This is a genomic window from Parabacteroides sp. B2-S-102, assembly GCF_023656665.1.
GTDB lineage: Bacteria > Bacteroidota > Bacteroidia > Bacteroidales > Tannerellaceae > Parabacteroides > Parabacteroides distasonis.
Genome location: NZ_JAMOKM010000005.1, coordinates 125,821 through 143,912, shown reverse-complemented (window position 1 = coordinate 143,912; position 18,092 = coordinate 125,821). Strand labels below are relative to the sequence as shown.

Annotated in this window: 16 protein-coding genes; 7 read left to right on the top strand and 9 right to left on the bottom strand. The window is 41.5% G+C overall.

Features of this window, described 5'->3' with window-relative positions; translation table 11 throughout:
• Position 1 precedes the first annotated feature (1 nt).
• Positions 2 to 1,168 (top strand): DUF4934 domain-containing protein, encoded by a 1,167-nt coding sequence (locus tag NBH07_RS08930; protein WP_009016530.1) that lies wholly within the window; start codon positions 2 to 4, stop codon positions 1,166 to 1,168.
• Between the two features lie 35 nt (positions 1,169 to 1,203).
• Here NBH07_RS08930 and mutS read toward each other — a convergent pair whose 3' ends face one another.
• The 9 genes from mutS to NBH07_RS08890 form a co-directional block, all read right to left on the bottom strand.
• A complete protein-coding gene (gene mutS / locus NBH07_RS08925; RefSeq protein WP_154397964.1) occupies positions 1,204 to 3,789 on the bottom strand; it encodes a DNA mismatch repair protein MutS in 2,586 nt (861 codons plus the stop codon).
• An 85-nt stretch (positions 3,790 to 3,874) separates the two neighbouring features.
• Positions 3,875 to 4,531 (bottom strand): fructose-6-phosphate aldolase, encoded by a 657-nt coding sequence (fsa, locus tag NBH07_RS08920; RefSeq protein ID WP_005860406.1) that lies wholly within the window; start codon positions 4,529 to 4,531, stop codon positions 3,875 to 3,877.
• A gap of 203 nt (positions 4,532 to 4,734) precedes the next feature.
• Entirely contained in the window at positions 4,735 to 5,886 is a 1,152-nt protein-coding gene (locus NBH07_RS08915; protein ID WP_009016532.1) for a hypothetical protein, read from the bottom strand.
• 1 nt (position 5,887) lies between these two features.
• A complete protein-coding gene (locus tag NBH07_RS08910) occupies positions 5,888 to 7,159 on the bottom strand; it encodes a DNA cytosine methyltransferase (RefSeq protein WP_009275478.1) in 1,272 nt (423 codons plus the stop codon).
• Positions 7,160 to 7,495: 336 nt separating this feature from the next.
• A complete protein-coding gene (locus tag NBH07_RS08905) occupies positions 7,496 to 8,122 on the bottom strand; it encodes a hypothetical protein (protein WP_005860400.1) in 627 nt (208 codons plus the stop codon).
• 6 nt (positions 8,123 to 8,128) lie between these two features.
• The gene (locus NBH07_RS08900) at positions 8,129 to 9,064 is read right to left on the bottom strand and encodes a DUF4848 domain-containing protein (RefSeq protein ID WP_259021457.1); all 936 of its coding nucleotides are present in this window, start codon (positions 9,062 to 9,064) and stop codon (positions 8,129 to 8,131) included.
• Positions 9,065 to 9,076: 12 nt separating this feature from the next.
• Positions 9,077 to 9,202 carry a hypothetical protein gene (locus NBH07_RS22465; RefSeq protein ID WP_259021370.1) on the bottom strand — a complete coding sequence of 42 codons (126 nt, stop codon included), beginning with the start codon at positions 9,200 to 9,202 and terminating at the stop codon, positions 9,077 to 9,079.
• Between the two features lie 20 nt (positions 9,203 to 9,222).
• Positions 9,223 to 9,585, bottom strand: coding sequence for a DUF3244 domain-containing protein (locus NBH07_RS08895; protein WP_005860396.1), 363 nt, complete (start codon positions 9,583 to 9,585; stop codon positions 9,223 to 9,225).
• Positions 9,586 to 9,767: 182 nt separating this feature from the next.
• A complete protein-coding gene (locus NBH07_RS08890) occupies positions 9,768 to 11,477 on the bottom strand; it encodes a tetratricopeptide repeat protein (RefSeq protein WP_005860394.1) in 1,710 nt (569 codons plus the stop codon).
• 406 nt (positions 11,478 to 11,883) lie between these two features.
• Here NBH07_RS08890 and NBH07_RS08885 point away from each other — a divergent pair, with 406 nt between their 5' ends.
• The 6 genes from NBH07_RS08885 to NBH07_RS08860 all read left to right on the top strand — a co-directional run bounded on the left by NBH07_RS08885 (position 11,884) and on the right by NBH07_RS08860 (position 18,091).
• Entirely contained in the window at positions 11,884 to 12,447 is a 564-nt protein-coding gene (locus tag NBH07_RS08885; protein WP_009016534.1) for an ORF6N domain-containing protein, read from the top strand.
• Positions 12,448 to 12,471: 24 nt separating this feature from the next.
• Positions 12,472 to 13,035, top strand: coding sequence for an ORF6N domain-containing protein (locus NBH07_RS08880; RefSeq protein WP_009016535.1), 564 nt, complete (start codon positions 12,472 to 12,474; stop codon positions 13,033 to 13,035).
• A gap of 24 nt (positions 13,036 to 13,059) precedes the next feature.
• Entirely contained in the window at positions 13,060 to 13,617 is a 558-nt protein-coding gene (locus NBH07_RS08875) for an ORF6N domain-containing protein (RefSeq protein ID WP_008773200.1), read from the top strand.
• Positions 13,618 to 13,706: 89 nt separating this feature from the next.
• Complete coding sequence (leuS, locus tag NBH07_RS08870) at positions 13,707 to 16,547, top strand: leucine--tRNA ligase (RefSeq protein ID WP_005860388.1); 2,841 nt, start codon at positions 13,707 to 13,709, stop codon at positions 16,545 to 16,547.
• The gene (locus tag NBH07_RS08865) at positions 16,544 to 17,422 is read left to right on the top strand and encodes a YitT family protein (RefSeq protein WP_005860386.1); all 879 of its coding nucleotides are present in this window, start codon (positions 16,544 to 16,546) and stop codon (positions 17,420 to 17,422) included. Before leuS ends, NBH07_RS08865 begins: the two co-directional genes overlap by 4 nt.
• An 87-nt stretch (positions 17,423 to 17,509) precedes the next feature.
• Positions 17,510 to 18,091: a non-canonical purine NTP diphosphatase gene (locus NBH07_RS08860; protein WP_009016536.1), complete on the top strand. Its 582-nt coding sequence runs from the start codon at positions 17,510 to 17,512 to the stop codon at positions 18,089 to 18,091.
• Position 18,092: the final 1 nt, after the last annotated feature.

Below are 18,092 nucleotides of genomic sequence, written 5' to 3'. Positions count from 1 at the left end.
TATGAAAAGATTCATTTTTACAGGGATAATCATCCTGTTTGTAATGGCTGGATGTGGAGGCGACCATTCATCGACCGATGGTCTTATAACCGTGGATGTAAACGATAGTTATTCAACCAAAAAAGAGTTGGTCCTTCAAGACTTCATGGATATGGAGTATATTCCGCTGGAAACAAACGATGAGTTTATCAATCGGGCATGCGTGCAGGCGGTTGGCGAGAAATACATAATCGTGACAAACTTTTACGATGATGGCAATATTTTCGTATATGGCCGGAACGGAAAAGCTATTCGCAAAATAAATCGCAAGGGACAAGGTGGAGAAGAATACGTGTCTATGAGATCGGTTTCGTTAGATGAAGAAAACGAAGAGATTTTCGTAAATGATTTTCATGCGAAAAAGATAAGGGTCTATGATTTGGAAGGAAATTTCAAACGAAGTCTGAATCAAAGAAGCGAGAAAAGTTCGTTTTACGTGGAAATGCTTGATTATGACAAGGACAACTTGATTTGCTATGATAAGTTTAATTTTGAGGTACCGTTCTTGCTTGTGTCGAAGCAAGATGGAAGTATAACGAAAGAAATCACGGTTCCATATAAAGAGAAGCAATTATTCCATATCGTTGAAAGACTTTATGATAAAGGAGAAACAAGAGCAGCTGGACCAGGTCCGTATAACAGTATAATTCCTTTTAAGGGTAATTGGATTCTATTTGAGGCCTCTTCAGATACGGTATACACCTTAATGCCTGATTACAGTTTGCGCCCGCTTATCGCACGAACACCCCCTATCCACACCATGGATCCGGGCGTTTTCGTCGTCTTAAGATTGATTTCCGATCGTTATTATTTCATGGAAAGCGTAACGAATATATATGATTTTAACACCGGAGAAGGTTTCCCGAGAAAGTACTTCGCATACGATACGCAAGAAAAGAAATTTTTCAACTATATCACATACAACGATGATTATTCTTATAAGAAAGAAATCTATATGGTGACATTTCCTCCCATCAATTCAAAAGGCGAATTGTGCTCTACCATCAATGCTTCCGAACTTTGCCAGGACTATAAAAGGGGAAAGCTGAAAGGCAAACTAAAAGAGGTGGCCGCGACATTGGAAGAGGATGACAACCGGGTGGTAGTGTTGGTGAGACCTAAAAAGTAAACGATTACCAATCATCGGTAATACGATCAAGCGGATTATTTCCCCGTAATAATCCGCTTAATCTCACTCAGTTTGTTCAAGGCTTCCAAGGGGGTAAGATTATTCACGTCCAAGTTCTTGATCTCATCCCGTACTTGGCTCAACACCGGATCATCCAACTGGAAGAAACTCAGCTGATACCCCTCGGCGGCAGAGGCGATCGCTTTTACAGGCTTACCCGTAATACCCTCCTGACGATTCTCGGACTCCAACTGCTTCAAGATCTCATTCGAACGCTTCACGATGCTTTTAGGCATACCGGCCATTTTCGCCACGTGGATACCAAAGCTATGCTCGCTTCCTCCCGGTATCAACTTACGCAAAAATATCACCTTATTCCCTACTTCCTTGACCGATACGTTATAGTTCTTGATCCGCTTAAAGGCACGCTCCATCTCGTTCAGCTCGTGGTAATGGGTAGCGAACAGCGTTTTCGCCTTCGCATTCGGGTGCTCATGAATATATTCCACGATCGCCCAAGCGATTGATATGCCATCGTAGGTACTGGTACCCCGCCCTAACTCGTCGAAAAGCACCAAGCTCCGGGAAGTCATATTATTTAATATATCGGAAGCCTCATTCATCTCGACCATAAAAGTAGACTCACCCACCGAGATATTATCCGAGGCGCCTACACGGGTAAATATCTTATCCACGATACCGATATGGGCGCTCTCGGCCGGAACAAAGCAACCGATTTGCGCCATGAGCGTAATCAAGGCTGTCTGACGCAATAAGGCAGACTTACCGGCCATATTCGGACCCGTGATAATGATGATCTGTTGTTTCTCGTCATCCAGATAGACATCATTGGCGATATAAGGTTCTCCCAAGGGCAGTTGTTTCTCGATTACCGGGTGGCGACCTCCCTTTATGTCGATCTTGTCGGAATCACTCACGACCGGACGGATATACTTATTCGCCTCCGCGGCCTTGGCGAAAGATAAAAGGCAATCGATACGCCCGATCAAGTTCGCGTTCATCTGGATAGGCGGAATATACTCCGTCAAGGCCAATACCAGCTCATTGAAAAGGCGGGTCTCCAGAGCAAGGATCTTTTCTTCCGCCCCTAATATCTTCTCCTCGTATTCCTTCAACTCCTCGGTAATATAGCGCTCGGCGTTCACCAAGGTCTGTTTACGGATCCAATTCGCCGGGACTTTATCCTTATGGGTATTACGTACCTCTATATAATAGCCGAAGACGTTGTTGAAAGCGATCTTCAAGCTTGGGATACCCGTCAATTCGATCTCGCGCTGCTGTACCTTCAACAAATAATCCTTGCCGGAATAAGCGATGGCACGCAAGTCATCCAATTCCTCGTTGACACCCTTCGCTATAATTCCTCCCTTATTGACCAACGAAGGGGGATCGTTATTAATCTCTTTCTCAATCCGGTCGCGGATCAAGGCGCAAGCGTTTAATTGCTCCCCGATCCGGCATAAGCTGGGTTCCCCGCTCGCCATACATGCCTCCTTGATCGGCTCGATCGCACGAAGCGCGACCTTTAGCTGAACCACCTCACGAGGAGATACACGGCCGACAGCCACCTTGGAGATAATACGTTCCAAATCGCCGATCTGCTCCAACTGCGTATCCAGCAACTCCTTTGTCTCCGGTTCACGGAAGAAATAATCCACGACCTCTTGGCGTTCTTGGATCGGTTTTACATCCTTTAGCGGGAATAGTATCCACCGGCGAAGCATACGAGAGCCCATCGGCGAGATCGTCTTATCGATCACGTCCAACAAGCTTGTTCCCTCATCGTTCATCGTACCCACCAGTTCCAAGCTGCGTACCGTAAACTTATCCAAGCGGACGTATCGATCCTCCTCGATACGGGATAAAGCGGTGATATGGGAAATATGCGTATGCTGGGTCTGGTCCAGATAATACAGAATCGCCCCGGAAGCGATAATACCTAATTTCAAGTGTTGTACGCCAAAACCCTTCAAGTTCTTCGTCTCGAAATGCTTCAACAGGCGATCCTCGGCGGCCGAGGTCGTAAAGATCCAGTCATCCAGCTCAAAGATAAAGAAACGAGGACCGAAAGCCTCCTCGAAACGCTTCTTGTTTCCCCGTTCGATCAACACTTCCTTCGGGGAAAAATTATTGAGTAATTTGTCGATATAATCGATGGAACCCTCCGCTGTCATGAACTCGCCGGTAGAGATATCCAAGAAAGAAATACCACATACCTCCTTGGCGAAATGGATAGAGGCCAAGAAATTATTCTCTTTATGATTCAGTATATTATCATTGATGGAAACACCGGGAGTCACCAATTCCGTAATACCCCGCTTCACCAGTTTCTTCGTCAACTTAGGGTCTTCCAGCTGGTCGCAAATAGCCACACGCTTTCCGGCCCGCACCAACTTCGGCAGATAAGAATCCAAGGCATGATGTGGAAATCCCGCCATCTCAACATGCTGCCCTACGCCATTCGCACGTTTGGTCTGTACGATACCCAGTATTTCCGCGCCAATCACGGCGTCCTCGCCATACATCTCGTAAAAGTCTCCAACCCGGAATAAAAGGATAGCGTCCGGATGTTTCGCTTTTATATCGAAATACTGCTTCATCAAAGGGGTTTCCACAACTTTTGCCACGATAGTAATCTTTTAAATGCGTTTACGAATTAATCCGCACAAAGGTACTATTTTTTTTCTATCCGTTTACTTTCTTATAATCCGCTAGAAAAGTAGCTAGCCCACTATCCGTTAACGGGTGTTTCAATAAGCCTTTAATGGCGGACAAAGGACAAGTAGCCACATCCGCCCCGGCCTCCACGCATTGGATGATATGCTGGGTGCTACGGATAGAAGCCGCTAAAACTTGGGTATCATAATCATAATAATCATACATTTCCACGATCTTACGTACCAGCTCTATCCCGTCGCTGGCAATATCATCCAAACGCCCGACAAAGGGCGATACATACGTAGCCCCGGCCTTAGCCGCCAATAACGCCTGACCGACAGAGAAAACCAGCGTACAATTCGTACGGATGCCTTTTCTGGTGAAATATTTTATCGCTTTAATCCCCGCTTCGATACAAGGTACTTTAACGACTATATTAGGATGTAAAGCTGCCAACTCCTCCCCTTCTTTTATCATGCCCTCTAAGTCGGTAGCGATTACCTCGGCGCTTACATCCCCGCCCACGATCTCGCAAATTTCCAAATAGTGTTTCCGTTGATTTTCCACCCCCCGGATTCCCTCTTTCGCCATTAAGGACGGATTAGTCGTCACGCCATCCAATACTCCCAATTCATTCGCTTCCCGGATCTGGTCCAGATTCGCCGTGTCAATAAAAAACTTCATAGCTTTAAACTTTAATGTTACGTATTTGTATAACCCTTCTGATTCGCTATTAGTTCTAAATCAACCGTCTCAATCCCCTACTAATTCCATATACAAGTCGTTAAGCCGTTTGTGGAGATATAAAACAGCGTATTTTTCCGGGATAGGTATGCTTCTTGATACGATCTATGATCTTAGGGAGACGATCGAGAAGAAGATATATTTTATTTTACAGACAAAGTATATTTCCTATCGATCCATTCGGCCAATGAAATACCGCCCAATTCTTCGATAGTCTCTTTCCTTTTATAAGGTTTTAGTTGATGAATACGTTTCCAAATATCATTAAGCCAGACCTCATATCGGTTAGGCAACATAAGTTCTGGACGGAATTCCGATATATCTAAGTCTAAATCATCACTATTAAGAAGATAGTTCTTTATTAAAGTCGCAGATTCTAACAACTCACCAACCACATGCGGTAAAGGAAAAGGCAGAAGTTCATCATTCAGTTTCAATTGTTGGCCCCCTGCGGAAAAAGTGTCCCGCATATGAAAATTAACAACAGACCGGCGCGTACATAACCATAAGGCAGCATTCTCATAATTCCCACTCACTACTTCCGGGAATAAAATAAATATCTCCGCTTTTAGTCTCTTATTCCTTTCCGGATCCGCATATTCTCCATTATCCACCCACAGGCTTATATTCATATCCGTATGCTCCTCCAAACTTTCCTCAGCGGAAGTGCCCAACCACCAAGGCATAGCTTTCTTTTTGGCTTTAATGGCTTTTTCCCTATAATATTTTCGAACGATCTCTATAGAATCCGGAGCATTCCTTAATTGATCATAAGCAACTCCCATCTTACTAAAAATAGTCTGCTCTTTCGTTAATTCCATATTAATCAAATAACGGGGAGAATGGGTAACAGCTATATCGGAGAGACAATCCTCATAAGGACGGCACTTAAACTCCGCCGTCTTACCTCCCAGTTTGCCGAAGAGCATATAGATATTTTCTACATTCTTATCACGTGTAGACTCCACGATGCTACTTCCCGTAGATGTCCAATGGTTCTCTTTTGTAGATTTTACCTCAACCCCATAATATTTCTCCGCGATAATATCTGGAAAATATTGGGCGGAAACCAAGCGTATCTCCTCCACACGGAAAGGAGTTCTACCGCAAAGTTCTTTCATCACGTTCACTACTACATTTTCCAGTTCCTTACTCTTACAATCGCAATACGTACCCGGAATAGCAGCTGCTTTTTCATTCAAGTATGATTCCAGCATAAACATAAAATCCGCAAAAGCCTCATCCGCTTTTTGAAGATTTCTATTACGCACAGTAATAATATTCTCCTCTTCCATATTATCTCTTTTTAAAATACAACGGCCATAAAGTCTGTATGCGATTCGCTATATGATACGCTAATACTGGAGGAACCGCGTTACCGATCACCTTATAAGCGCCTGAGGCACTTAACTCAAAACGTGTACTGTTCTTTTTATGGGAGACAAACGTATAATCCGGCGGAAACGTCTGTATCAAAGCACATTCTCGAGGAGTTAAGCGACGTTCTTGTAAACCGGCGTCTAATTCTTCCGTAATAACGCCCCCATGCTCCCGGGATAAACGACGGTATTCTATATTTCCATGATGCTCGGAACGAATCGTCGGGCCAATATTATCCAGCGCGATCTCCTTTTGACCTTGACAATGAGCTCCCATATATTTCGCCTGTGAATAATACCGCTGGGATGGATCTTCTGTCCTATCCGGTTCCTCCAATCCTACAAATACATCCCGACAAACCACCGGTGGCAATAGTTTCTTATCTTCCACGGTGCAAGCATGTGTCGGACTCGGATAAGGATCGTAAGCTTTGGGTATCTTCTCCTCTTGAAGCGCTCTTAAAGCCTTAACCTTTAACGCGGACTTACGTATCCCGATAAAAATCACACGCTCTCTAGACTCCGGAACCCCATAATTGCCCGCATGTAAAACTTGAGGATCTAAAACAATATATCCATCCCCAGCCGCATGGGCGAAGTCTCTCTGAATAATACTTTTCACGTCTCCCAGATTCACCAGTCCCTTCACGTTCTCCGCGATAAATATCTTGGGTCTCGTAATATCGATCACCTGCTTCATCCAATAGTAAAGTTTACCCCTCGTCTCTTCCGAGGCCTCATCGTCCTCACGCAATTTCCCGGTATGATCCTTATTCGACTCAAATCCCAGACGTTTACCAGAGACACTGAAATCCTGGCAAGGAAAACCTCCCGTGACGACATCTATATTTTTAGGGAAAACTTTTTTCCCCGCTCGATGCTCTTTCACCAAGTCTACGATACTCTTTGTATTATAAACGTTTTTATCATATCCGAATCGATCCATATATTGAAGCCAAGCGGTTTGTGCCTCTTTCAATATATCATTCGCAAAGACCGTTCGAAAACGATTCTTCTGTAAACGAACCCAGTGTTCATCGATAACCTCTTGAACCCAGGTACTTTGAGGAGATATAGACTTACGATGACATATAAAATCCCCCTCGAATCCTAAATCCATGCCCCCACATCCAGAGAACAGGGACAAGACCCGTAGTTCATTTGATGTATCAACCTCCTTTTCACTCATTTTCATATTCGATCCTTACTATAAGATATGCTTAAAGAACCACAAATTTACGAAGAATTTCAATTTTTTTGTTTTCATAGTCAATTGATTTTGATTCGGCATCCACTATTGGATAGTTTGTCAAAGATAGTTCTTAATCACGAGAGAGACAATATCGCAAACAAAAAATGCCTCAATAATTCTTGAGAATCTATATACATTATACAAGCAAAAGCCATGCATAGAATTATCTCTCTACACATGGCTCTTTTCACGTACTCTTTTCTTATAGGCAGTTATTCATCTTTGTTTTGGTTCCAAATAAAACATTATGTGTTTCTATACTTTATTATTCTATCATTTCAAAACAAAAGGAACATATACAGAGAGCATCAAATCCGAAAGATGTCCACGACGGCCATTAGCCGGTCCGTTATTGAAATGCTTCAAGGTATTGAAACAGCCATACTGATAAGAAAGGCCGAACTCACAATGCTTGCTTAAACGATATCCCACCTTCGCCATCACGGACAGGTCAAACACGGCTTGTGGCTGTACATAAAGCGTAGGAGCGATACCGACACCTAAATGGAATTTCTTGGTAAAACGCCAATTCCAACTAGCGGCTACGGAGATAGGCATCACAAACTCATCGAAAACATCAGCTTTCTTAGAAACATATATACCATCCTCTATACTTTCATAATAAGGAAAATACTTCGTCGTTTCCATCTTCTGAAATCCCATCGTAATATCCAAATCATAAAAGAATTTCTGTTCCGGAAGGAATCGAAAGCGATAACCGATCATACTATTTAACTTATAATCGTGCCGATAAGACCAATTTGATTCATCACCCCAAGTAGTTCGTTTCCAACTATCTTGTAAAGGAAATCCAACACCGGCACCTACTAATAAGCCATGCTCAATTTGGGCGAAAGTAGAAGTAGAAACCAATAACAGTAAAAATAAAATTTTTTTCATAAATTATCACCAGTCTTCTTTTAAACTTATTTTTGCAGTCCCTTTATTACTTTCAGGCATTTCATCTGACCAAATTTCCATTCGTCCAGAAAACTCAAATCGAGGAGGAGTTACGATTGTAACTGAGTTTCTTGGATTTTCACCAACATGCCCTAACATACCTCCTTGATCCTTAGCTAAAAGTTTATTATATACATCTGTATGTAAAAGAATTGTTACCCCATTTTTATTCTGATAATTTTTAATTGAAACATTATATACTTCAAAACCACTTCCTGACCCTGAAGCTGTAAGACGTAGTATAATCATTGTACGGTGTTTTTTCCATAAAACTTTCTTTTTTTGACTAAGATAATCAAAGCCCAATGACAAATAATTTTTATTTTCAATAGTTTGTAACTCTATAAATCTTGGAATAGCTCGAACCTTTACATAATCACCACCTGGTATTTGATATTTACTTTCAGCTAGGTTTATATCATTCTTTTCATTTGTAGCTTCATTATTACCATACAATGATATCCCTGATCCGAAATATTCCTCTAAAGCCTTATATACAGGAGCATGTGCTACACTATCTCCTATCAAAAACACCCCCCTTCTATTCACAAAAGAACTATATGTAGAACCTTTTAATTTATAATGCGCAATAAAATCTGTAGAATCATAAGGTTCAAACATGAAAACATCATCATATTTTTGTTTGAATTCTTTGATTTGATGAGCAGGCCAAGGTTGGCTAAGATCTTTCTCATAATTGTCTACAATAAGCTCCTGTTCTTGATCTGCTTCTTGCATAAGTTGCCATTGACTTACGAAACCTGCCCCCGAGAAAATATTATTTCTCTCTTCTTCTGACATATCATTCATCTCCCAAAGCATCGCATTAAAGACGGAATCATTCTTGAACTGAATACATTTATCTCCCGCATAATCTACAATTTGGAAATCTGCTTAACCAACAAAAGCCTTTGTTTGTAATCCTGTCGTTTCAGCAACATTAATCAATTCCGCATCATTACTACATGATATCATCAATAAAGTACATGCAGATGCTAAAAGCACTGTCTTTTTGTCCATACTTCTAAAATTTGAATTATTTATAAATTAAAAAAACCTTCTGCGTAGTTTTCTGAATCTGATATATAAAGTCCATAAGATCCAGAAGTACATTCATCTAATGAGATAATACTAGAAGAAACATCTTGTGTATCCACTATCTCCTCATAAACGATATTTCCATTCGCATCCACAACAGATACTCGTACCTCTCCTATATATTCTAAAAACTCCAAAGACAAAACTTTTGAAGTTTCATCTATGTCTGCTTTTATAGGTACATCCAAATTTACAGATCGCTGTTTTTTCTTAAGATGACCATGTAAAGGCACATGACCTGCAAAAGATGGAATACAAATTGAAAAAATAAACAACACTGTTAGTAGCCATTTTACATTTTTCATAATCTCTCTTTTTTTGTTATGTTTCGGTTGCAAATCTAGAGATTATATATGATCTAAAGGGGTTAAATTATGTAATCCACATAGACAAAGAAAAAAACGTAAACACTTGACAATCAAATACTATAAAAACAAATACATAGACAAACAATCGTAGAGCCCCTTAAATGAAGGTTTATTACATACTAAATATTAACAAGAGATTCATACAATCCTTGTTTACCTTCCCAATTTAATTTCTTTCGTACTCGCAAACGTGTACGATCGACGGAAGTAGGAATAATATTTAAAAGGATAGATATAGCTGTTGAATCAAGTTTAAATAATGTAAGGAAACAAAGATGCATCTCCGATGGTGACAAGCCTGCATCCTTCAGTACCTTTATAACACTAGGGTAAACTTCCATCATCAAAACTTCAATATCAATCCACATTTTTTCGGAAACGGGTGCTTCAGAATGATTAGGCTGCACAGTTTGAGATATTTTCTTTATTTTTTTAGCTAAATTACTATTGAGAATTTTAGATTCTCTTAATTCGAATAATCGAGATCTCAAGCTATCTACCTCTTTCTGTACATTTTCATATTCCACTTGCATTTTCACCGAAGAATACTGAGTATTTTGCAATTGGATTAGTTCATCACTCTTTCTCCGAAGTTCTGCATATAATTGATATATGCTTTGATTCAAAGTATTAATTTTTTCTTGTTGTTTTAAAAGTGAACGATTCTTTCTTCTTATCGTAGCTAAATAGACAATAATGAGTAAAGCACATAAAAATAACAATATCAATATAAAAGTATAATTCCTTTGCCCCTTTAATAGTAATCTTATATTTTCATTATGCAATTTCAAATGTTCATATTTTTGTTCTGTATCATATATATCGACAGATTTACTTATATTCATAAGGGAATCCTCTGCTGCTACATATTCTTCATAAAAAGACAAAGCTCTTTTATAATCATCTCTTTCTTTATTTATTTTATAATAATGATAAGCAATAGTAGCCGGTACAAAATCATTATCTATGGATACACTATTAGCCTTTTGAAGATAATTTTCCGCTTGTTCTAAATTTCCACGCTTTTGCTCAAGATCTGATAAGGTCAAATAATCCGAAGCAGTATCACTCGAATCCTCTTTTATGCTCTTCAATAAATATTTTTCAGCTAAATCATATTTTTCCAAAACATTAAATATATTACCTAGACCATTGTATACATAATTTCTAACCTCATCTACTCTCAAGGAATCTATTATCACTTCTGCTCGCTTCAATATAGTTAAAGCTAAATAATTAGAATCAACATCCATATAACTCCTTCCCTCATTCACAAACGAACGCACATAGCTTTTCATATTACCGGCCAATCGAAAATACCGTCCGCTCTCCTTATATTTTTTTGCAGCTAACACATAACGATCATCCAGTTCATACAAATCCCCCATATAACTACAAATATACCCGGCACGATTATAGTTCTTAATCGCCAACGCTACCTCCAGCGCATCGGAGTAAGCCCTCATTGCCTTCTCGTACTCCTTATCCTCCACATACGAACGCCCCAGATAAAGGCCGATCTCAGCCTCCTCTTCCCGCATCTTTTTCTTTTGATAGTATTTCAAGGCGATCTCAAGCTGGTTCGTATAAGGCATTTCGTCCTCTATTTTATCGGCGGCACGTGCGTACAACATACACCAACGGGCTATCAGACGGGGACTCATCTCTTCCGGGAGCGGAATGGAATCCAATGTAGTGATTACGCTATCCGGATAGGCATCAAACAGGCGTTCCGCCTGATTGATCAAACGGATTTCCTCAGATTCATTTTGGCATCCTACCACAAGGAAAGTCAAGGAAGTTAATAGTATATATATAAATGACTTCATCCTTTATTATAGATAAGCAAAATTAAATATTTTTAATTCATAAACAAACGATAGAACAACAAAATAACAAATACAAGAAGAAAAAACACACAATAAGTCCATGCAAAGGTATCAAGTTATATATACATGAATATCAGTGATATAAAAACATCATCATGTTTTCCGGAAAACACGTACATGTTTTTCCGAAAAGTCGTACGTGTTTTTCATAAATCACGTACGTGTTTTTCCCGGAAATCTTATAAGGAAAATAAGAACACATAAAAAATAGACAATAAGCCGGATCAGCAATAACTCATTGTACAACTTACAAATGCAACCAATCATTAATATCCAACTAGCTTATTGCTTATCTCAATTATTTTACAAACCTTTGCGAACATAATATTAAACTAAAATCTTTACTATGGAATTACAAACGATACAAAACAAGATTCACGAGATCAGAGGGCAAAAAGTCATGCTGGATTTTGATCTGGCGGAAATGTATGGAATAGAGACAAGGGTACTTAAACAGGCAGTCAGGCGTAATCCTAAACGATTCGAGGGAAATGATTTTATGTTTGAATTGACCAAGGAGGAACTTTCAAGATCACAATTTGTGACCTTGAATAAAGGTAGAGGTAATAACTTTAAATATATGCCATTCGCTTTCACGGAACTAGGAGTCGCAATGCTAAGTAGTGTGCTGAACTCAGACATTGCGATCGAAATCAACAGAAACATTATGAGAGCCTTTGTCGCTATCCGGAATTATACCTTACAAGCTACCACTAGTTCCATCGAAATTAAAGAGCTACAAGAACGTATCAAATCTCTTGAAATGGCTAATGAGGAAACCCTTTGCGCTATCAATGATCTCAGTGAAGACACCCAAAAGTCTTTGGATGATATTTACATAGCTCTTTCCGAACTGGCTACAAAGAAAAAGAACAATGCTAAAAGGCCTAAAATTGGTTATATCAAATAAAGTAAACTAATAAGTTCTTATACTATGGAATTACAAGCGATACAAAACAAGATTTATGAGATCAGAGGGCAAAAAGTCATGCTGGATTTTGATCTGGCGGAAATGTATGGAACGGAAACTGCCCAATTGAAACGTGCGGTCAGACGTAATATAGAACGCTTTGAAGGAGATGATTTCATGTTTGAGTTAACCAAGGAGGAACTTTCAAGATGCCAATTTGGTATCTTGAACAAAGGAAGAGGTAGTAATTTCAAATATAAGCCTTTTGCTTTCACGGAATTAGGGGTGGCTATGCTTAGTAGTGTGCTAAATTCTAAAACTGCCATAGAAATCAACAGAAACATTATGAGAGCCTTTGTCGCTATCCGGAATTATACCTTACAAACTATCACTAGTTCCATCGAAATTAAAGAACTACAAGAACGTATCAAATCTCTTGAAATGGCTAATGAGGAAACCCTTTGCGCTATCAATGATCTCAGTGAAGACACCCAAAAGTCTTTGGATAATATTTACATAGCTCTTTCCGAACTGGCTACAAAGAAAAAGAACAATGCTAAAAAGCCTAAAATTGGTTATATCAAATAAAGTAAACTAATAAGTTCTTATACTATGGAATTACAAGCGATACAAAACAAGATTTATGAGATCAGAGGGCAAAAAGTCATGCTGGATTTTGATCTGGCGGAAATGTATGGAACGGAAACCGCCCAATTGAAACGTGCGGTCAGACGAAACATAGAACGCTTTCCTGATGATTTTATGTTCACATTAACAATTCAAGAATTTAACAACTTGAAAAACAATATGGTATGCCAAATTGGCATCTCAAAGAAAGGAGGTAACCAATATGCTCCATTCGCTTTCACGGAGCAAGGTATAGCAATGCTTTCTTCTGTACTCAGATCCGATACAGCCATTAAAGTCAATATCTCTATCATGCGTGCTTTCGTCGGTATACGACAAATAATAAGTTCTTCCTCCCCTTTGCTTGAACTCCAACAAGAAGTAAAGGAACTCAAAGCGTATATCGAAGAAGCATTTGCCGATTACAACGACATCAACGAAGATACCCGTACGCAACTTGAGCTAATCAATCTGTCACTCGCTGAGTTACAAGCGAAAAGAACCGAGAATCAATCTCGCCCCCGGATTGGTTACGTGAAATAAACAGTTCATGTAAATAACTCATATAAAATAAATAAATTCACTAACTTTGTGGCCTTAAATAGAAAACGATACAAAAACGATAAACGATCATGGAGTACAATTTCAGAGAGATTGAGAAGAAGTGGCACGACTACTGGATTGCCGAAAAGGTTTATAAAGTCGAAAAGGACACGAATAAGCCTAAATACTATGTATTGGACATGTTCCCCTATCCTTCCGGTGCGGGATTGCACGTTGGCCACCCGCTCGGTTATATAGCTTCTGATATTTATTCGCGTTTCAAACGTTTGCAAGGTTTTAACGTATTGCACCCGATGGGTTACGACGCTTACGGATTGCCCGCGGAGCAATACGCCATCCAGACCGGCCAACATCCGGAGATCACGACAAAGAATAATATAGCCCGTTATCGGGAGCAATTGGAAAAGATCGGTTTCTGCTACGATTGGAGCCGTGAGATCCGTACCTGTGATCCCGAATATTACAAATGGACGCAATGGGCCTTCATCCGGATGTTCAACAGCTACTACTGCAACGACGAGAAGCAAGCCCGCCCGATCAGCGAGTTGATACAGGCTTTCGAGACCAGTGGTACGGAAGGTCTGAACGTAGCTTGCGGAGAGGAACTTAGTTTCACCGCCGAGGAATGGAAAGCCAAGAGCGATAAAGAAAAACAAGAGATATTACTCAACTACCGGATCGCTTATCGTGGAGAGACCATGGTAAACTGGTGTGCCGCCTTGGGTACCGTATTAGCGAACGATGAGGTCGTGAACGGTGTTTCCGAGCGTGGAGGCTATCCGGTGGAACAAAAGATCATGCGCCAATGGTGCTTACGTGTATCCGCTTACGCGCAACGCCTGTTGGACGGATTGGATACGATCGACTGGACGGATTCCTTGAAAGAGACCCAAAAGAACTGGATCGGACGCAGCGAAGGTGCCGAGGTTCGCTTCAAGGTAAAAGACAGCGACAGGGAATTCACGATCTTTACGACCCGTGCCGATACGATGTTTGGTGTTACCTTCATGGTATTAGCTCCGGAAAGCGAATTGGTTCAACAATTAACTACGGCAGACCAAAAAGCGGAAGTAGACGCTTACCTAGATCGTACCAAGAAACGTACCGAGCGCGAGCGCATCGCCGACCGTCAGGTAACCGGTGTATTCAGTGGTTCCTACGCTATTAACCCGTTTACGGGCGAGGCAGTTCCCATCTGGATCAGCGACTATGTATTGGCCGGCTACGGTACGGGAGCAATTATGGCGGTTCCGGCGCACGATAGCCGCGACTACGCTTTCGCGAAGCATTTCGGACTGGAAATCCGCCCCTTGGTGGAAGGTTGCGACGTAAGCGAGGAAAGTTTCGATGCCAAGGAAGGTATCGTATGCAATTCTCCGAGAGCCGGCGTTACTCCTTATTGCGATCTTTCCTTGAACGGACTGACGATCAAGGAAGCGATAGCCGCTACCAAGAAATACGTAAAAGATCACGATTTGGGACGTGTGAAGATAAACTACCGCTTGCGCGACGCTATTTTCAGCCGCCAGCGTTATTGGGGCGAACCGTTCCCGGTATATTACGACGCCGATGGTATGCCTCAAATGTTGCCGGAAGAATGTCTGCCCTTGTTGCTGCCGGAAGTAGATAAATTCTTGCCTACCGAGACGGGCGAGCCTCCATTAGGACACGCCGTTAAATGGGCTTGGGACACGGTAAACCAAAAAGTCACCGAGGTATCGAAGATCGATAACCAGACGATCTTCCCGCTGGAGCTTTGTACGATGCCGGGCTTCGCCGGTTCTTCCGCTTATTATTTGCGCTATATGGACCCGCGTAATGATAAAGCCTTGGTAGCTAAAGACGTGGATGAATATTGGAGAAACGTGGATTTATATATCGGTGGTACGGAACACGCTACCGGCCACTTGATTTACAGCCGTTTCTGGAATAAGTTCTTGTTCGACTTGGGTATCGTTTGCGAGGAAGAGCCGTTCAAGAAATTGATCAACCAAGGTATGATCCAAGGACGCTCGAACTTCGTGTACCGCATCAACGGAACCAATAAATTCGTTTCCTTGAACTTGAAAGACCAATACGAGGTCACCCCTATCCATGTAGACGTAAATATCGTATCTAACGATCTGTTGGATATAGAGGCTTTCAAGAACTGGCGTCCGGAATACAACGACGCGGAGTTCGTATTGGAAGATGGTAAATATATCTGCGGATGGGCAGTCGAGAAGATGTCCAAATCCATGTTCAACGTAGTGAACCCGGATATGATCGTTGAGAAATATGGTGCCGATACCCTACGTTTGTACGAGATGTTCCTAGGCCCGCTGGAGCAATCCAAGCCTTGGGATACGAACGGTATCGACGGCGTACACCGTTTCTTAAAGAAGCTTTGGGGCTTGTTCTTCGGCAATACGGATACCCTACAAGTTACCGATGCCGAGCCTACGGCCGACGAATTGAAATCCTTGCATAAGCTGATCAAGAAAGTAACGTTCGACATCGAGCATTTCTCATACAACACGTCCATTAGCGCCTTCATGATTTGCGTGAACGAGTTAACGAGCTTAAAATGCAGCAAGCGCGCCATCTTGGAGCCACTGATCACCTTATTGGCTCCGTTCGCTCCCCACATCACGGAAGAGCTATGGCATCAATTAGGACATGATACGACCATCTGCGATGCCCAGTGGCCGGAACATAACGAAGAGTATCTGGTAGAAAAATCAGTTACCTACGTCATCTCATTCAATGGTAAAGCCCGTTTCAACCTCGAACTTCCGGCAGATATCTCCCGTGAAGACGCTGAGAAGGCGGCCTTGAGCCATGAGAACTCAGCGAAGTGGATGGAAGGCAAGGCCGTTAAGAAGGTTATTGTCGTTCCCGGCAAAATCGTTAATATCGTAGTGGGATGAACTTAAAACTCACAAAAATCTATTTTTCCGTACAGGATTATCTAATGATCCTGTTCGGAACTTTATTATACGGATTCGGATTCAACGCCTTTATCCTTTCCAACGAGATCGTGACAGGTGGGGTAAGTGGTATCTGCGCGTTGATCTTCTTTGCCTCCAATGGATTGATCCCGGTATCCGTATCTTATTTTGTCATCAACGTAGCCTTGTTGGTGGTAGCCTTAAAGATCCTTGGTCTAAAATTCTTGATAAAAACTATTTTCGGAGTTTTCTCACTCTCGGCTTCTCTCTCTCTCTTCGAGTGGCTGCTGAAAGGACAACCTATACTGCACGACCAGCCGTTTATGGCTATCATAATCGGAGCGTTTATGTGTGGTGCCGGACTAGGATTGGTATTCTCGGCGAACGGTAGTACCGGAGGTACGGATATTATCGGTGCGGTAATCAATAAATATAAGAATATATCGATCGGACGTATCCTTCTGTTTTGCGATTTCTTCATCATCAGTTCCTCTTTCTTCCTGTTCCATAACGTGGACAAGATCGTTTTCGGTTTCGTGGAGATGGTCATAAGCAATTACGTTCTCGACATGGTATTGAACGGTAACCGCCAATCCGTACAATTCCTCATCTTCTCCCAGAAGTACGACGAGATAGCGGATCGCATCATCCATGACTTAGGCCGTGGCTGTACGATACTGGACGGCGAGGGCGGTTATTCCCGCAAACCCGTCAAGGTAGTCGTACTACTCGCCAAGAAATCCGAATCCGTCTCCATCTTCCGGATCGTGAAACGGATAGACCACCAAGCGTTCATCTCCCAAAGCATTGTCCGAGGGGTATATGGTGAGGGGTTCGATCAGATAAAGACTTAAAAAAGAATATACAAACAATTTAAAGCATTTCCATACGTTATATATCTACCGTATAGAAATGCTTTCTTATTTAATAGATTACGAAATATGAAACTTGTATTCGCGACAAATAATCAACACAAACTGGACGAGGTCCGCAAGATAACCGCCGGATACGCGGAAATCATAAGTTTATCCGATATAGATTGCCATGACGATATCCCCGAGACGGCAGATACCTTAGAGGGAAATGCTTTGCTAAAAGCCCGCTATATCAAGGAGAAATTCGGATATGATTGTTTCGCTGACGACACGGGATTAGAAGTCGAGGTATTGAATAATGCTCCGGGAGTCTATTCGGCTCGTTACGCAGGAACAGGGCACGACTCGGAAGCTAATATGAACAAGCTGTTGTCCGAAATGAATCATAAAGAAAACAGAAAAGCACGTTTCCGCACGGTCATAGCTCTAGTCCTTGACGGAAAAGAATATACCTTCGACGGTATCGTGAATGGCTCTATCACTACCGAAAAACGCGGAGATAGCGGATTTGGATACGATCCTATATTCATGCCTGATACCTATACACAAACTTTCGCCGAGATGGGTAACGATACAAAAAACCAGATCAGCCATCGTGCGAAAGCCGTCATGAAGTTAACATCATTTTTATCTGATTACAATTGTTAAT

Excerpts from the sequence above, each read along its gene's own strand:
- NBH07_RS08885 (WP_009016534.1), top strand. The coding sequence starts at position 11,884 with ATGGAATTACAAACGATACAAAACAAGATTCACGAGATCAGAGGGCAA.
- mutS (WP_154397964.1), bottom strand. The coding sequence starts at position 3,789 with ATGAAGCAGTATTTCGATATAAAAGCGAAACATCCGGACGCTATCCTT.
- NBH07_RS08910 (WP_009275478.1), bottom strand. The coding sequence starts at position 7,159 with ATGAGTGAAAAGGAGGTTGATACATCAAATGAACTACGGGTCTTGTCC.
- NBH07_RS08915 (WP_009016532.1), bottom strand. The coding sequence starts at position 5,886 with ATGGAAGAGGAGAATATTATTACTGTGCGTAATAGAAATCTTCAAAAA.
- NBH07_RS08880 (WP_009016535.1), top strand. The coding sequence starts at position 12,472 with ATGGAATTACAAGCGATACAAAACAAGATTTATGAGATCAGAGGGCAA.
- fsa (WP_005860406.1), bottom strand. The coding sequence starts at position 4,531 with ATGAAGTTTTTTATTGACACGGCGAATCTGGACCAGATCCGGGAAGCG.
- NBH07_RS08930 (WP_009016530.1), top strand. The coding sequence starts at position 2 with ATGAAAAGATTCATTTTTACAGGGATAATCATCCTGTTTGTAATGGCT.
- NBH07_RS08860 (WP_009016536.1), top strand. The coding sequence starts at position 17,510 with ATGAAACTTGTATTCGCGACAAATAATCAACACAAACTGGACGAGGTC.
- NBH07_RS08875 (WP_008773200.1), top strand. The coding sequence starts at position 13,060 with ATGGAATTACAAGCGATACAAAACAAGATTTATGAGATCAGAGGGCAA.
- NBH07_RS22465 (WP_259021370.1), bottom strand. The coding sequence starts at position 9,202 with ATGGACAAAAAGACAGTGCTTTTAGCATCTGCATGTACTTTATTGATG.
- NBH07_RS08905 (WP_005860400.1), bottom strand. The coding sequence starts at position 8,122 with ATGAAAAAAATTTTATTTTTACTGTTATTGGTTTCTACTTCTACTTTC.
- NBH07_RS08865 (WP_005860386.1), top strand. The coding sequence starts at position 16,544 with ATGAACTTAAAACTCACAAAAATCTATTTTTCCGTACAGGATTATCTA.
- NBH07_RS08890 (WP_005860394.1), bottom strand. The coding sequence starts at position 11,477 with ATGAAGTCATTTATATATATACTATTAACTTCCTTGACTTTCCTTGTG.
- NBH07_RS08895 (WP_005860396.1), bottom strand. The coding sequence starts at position 9,585 with ATGAAAAATGTAAAATGGCTACTAACAGTGTTGTTTATTTTTTCAATT.
- leuS (WP_005860388.1), top strand. The coding sequence starts at position 13,707 with ATGGAGTACAATTTCAGAGAGATTGAGAAGAAGTGGCACGACTACTGG.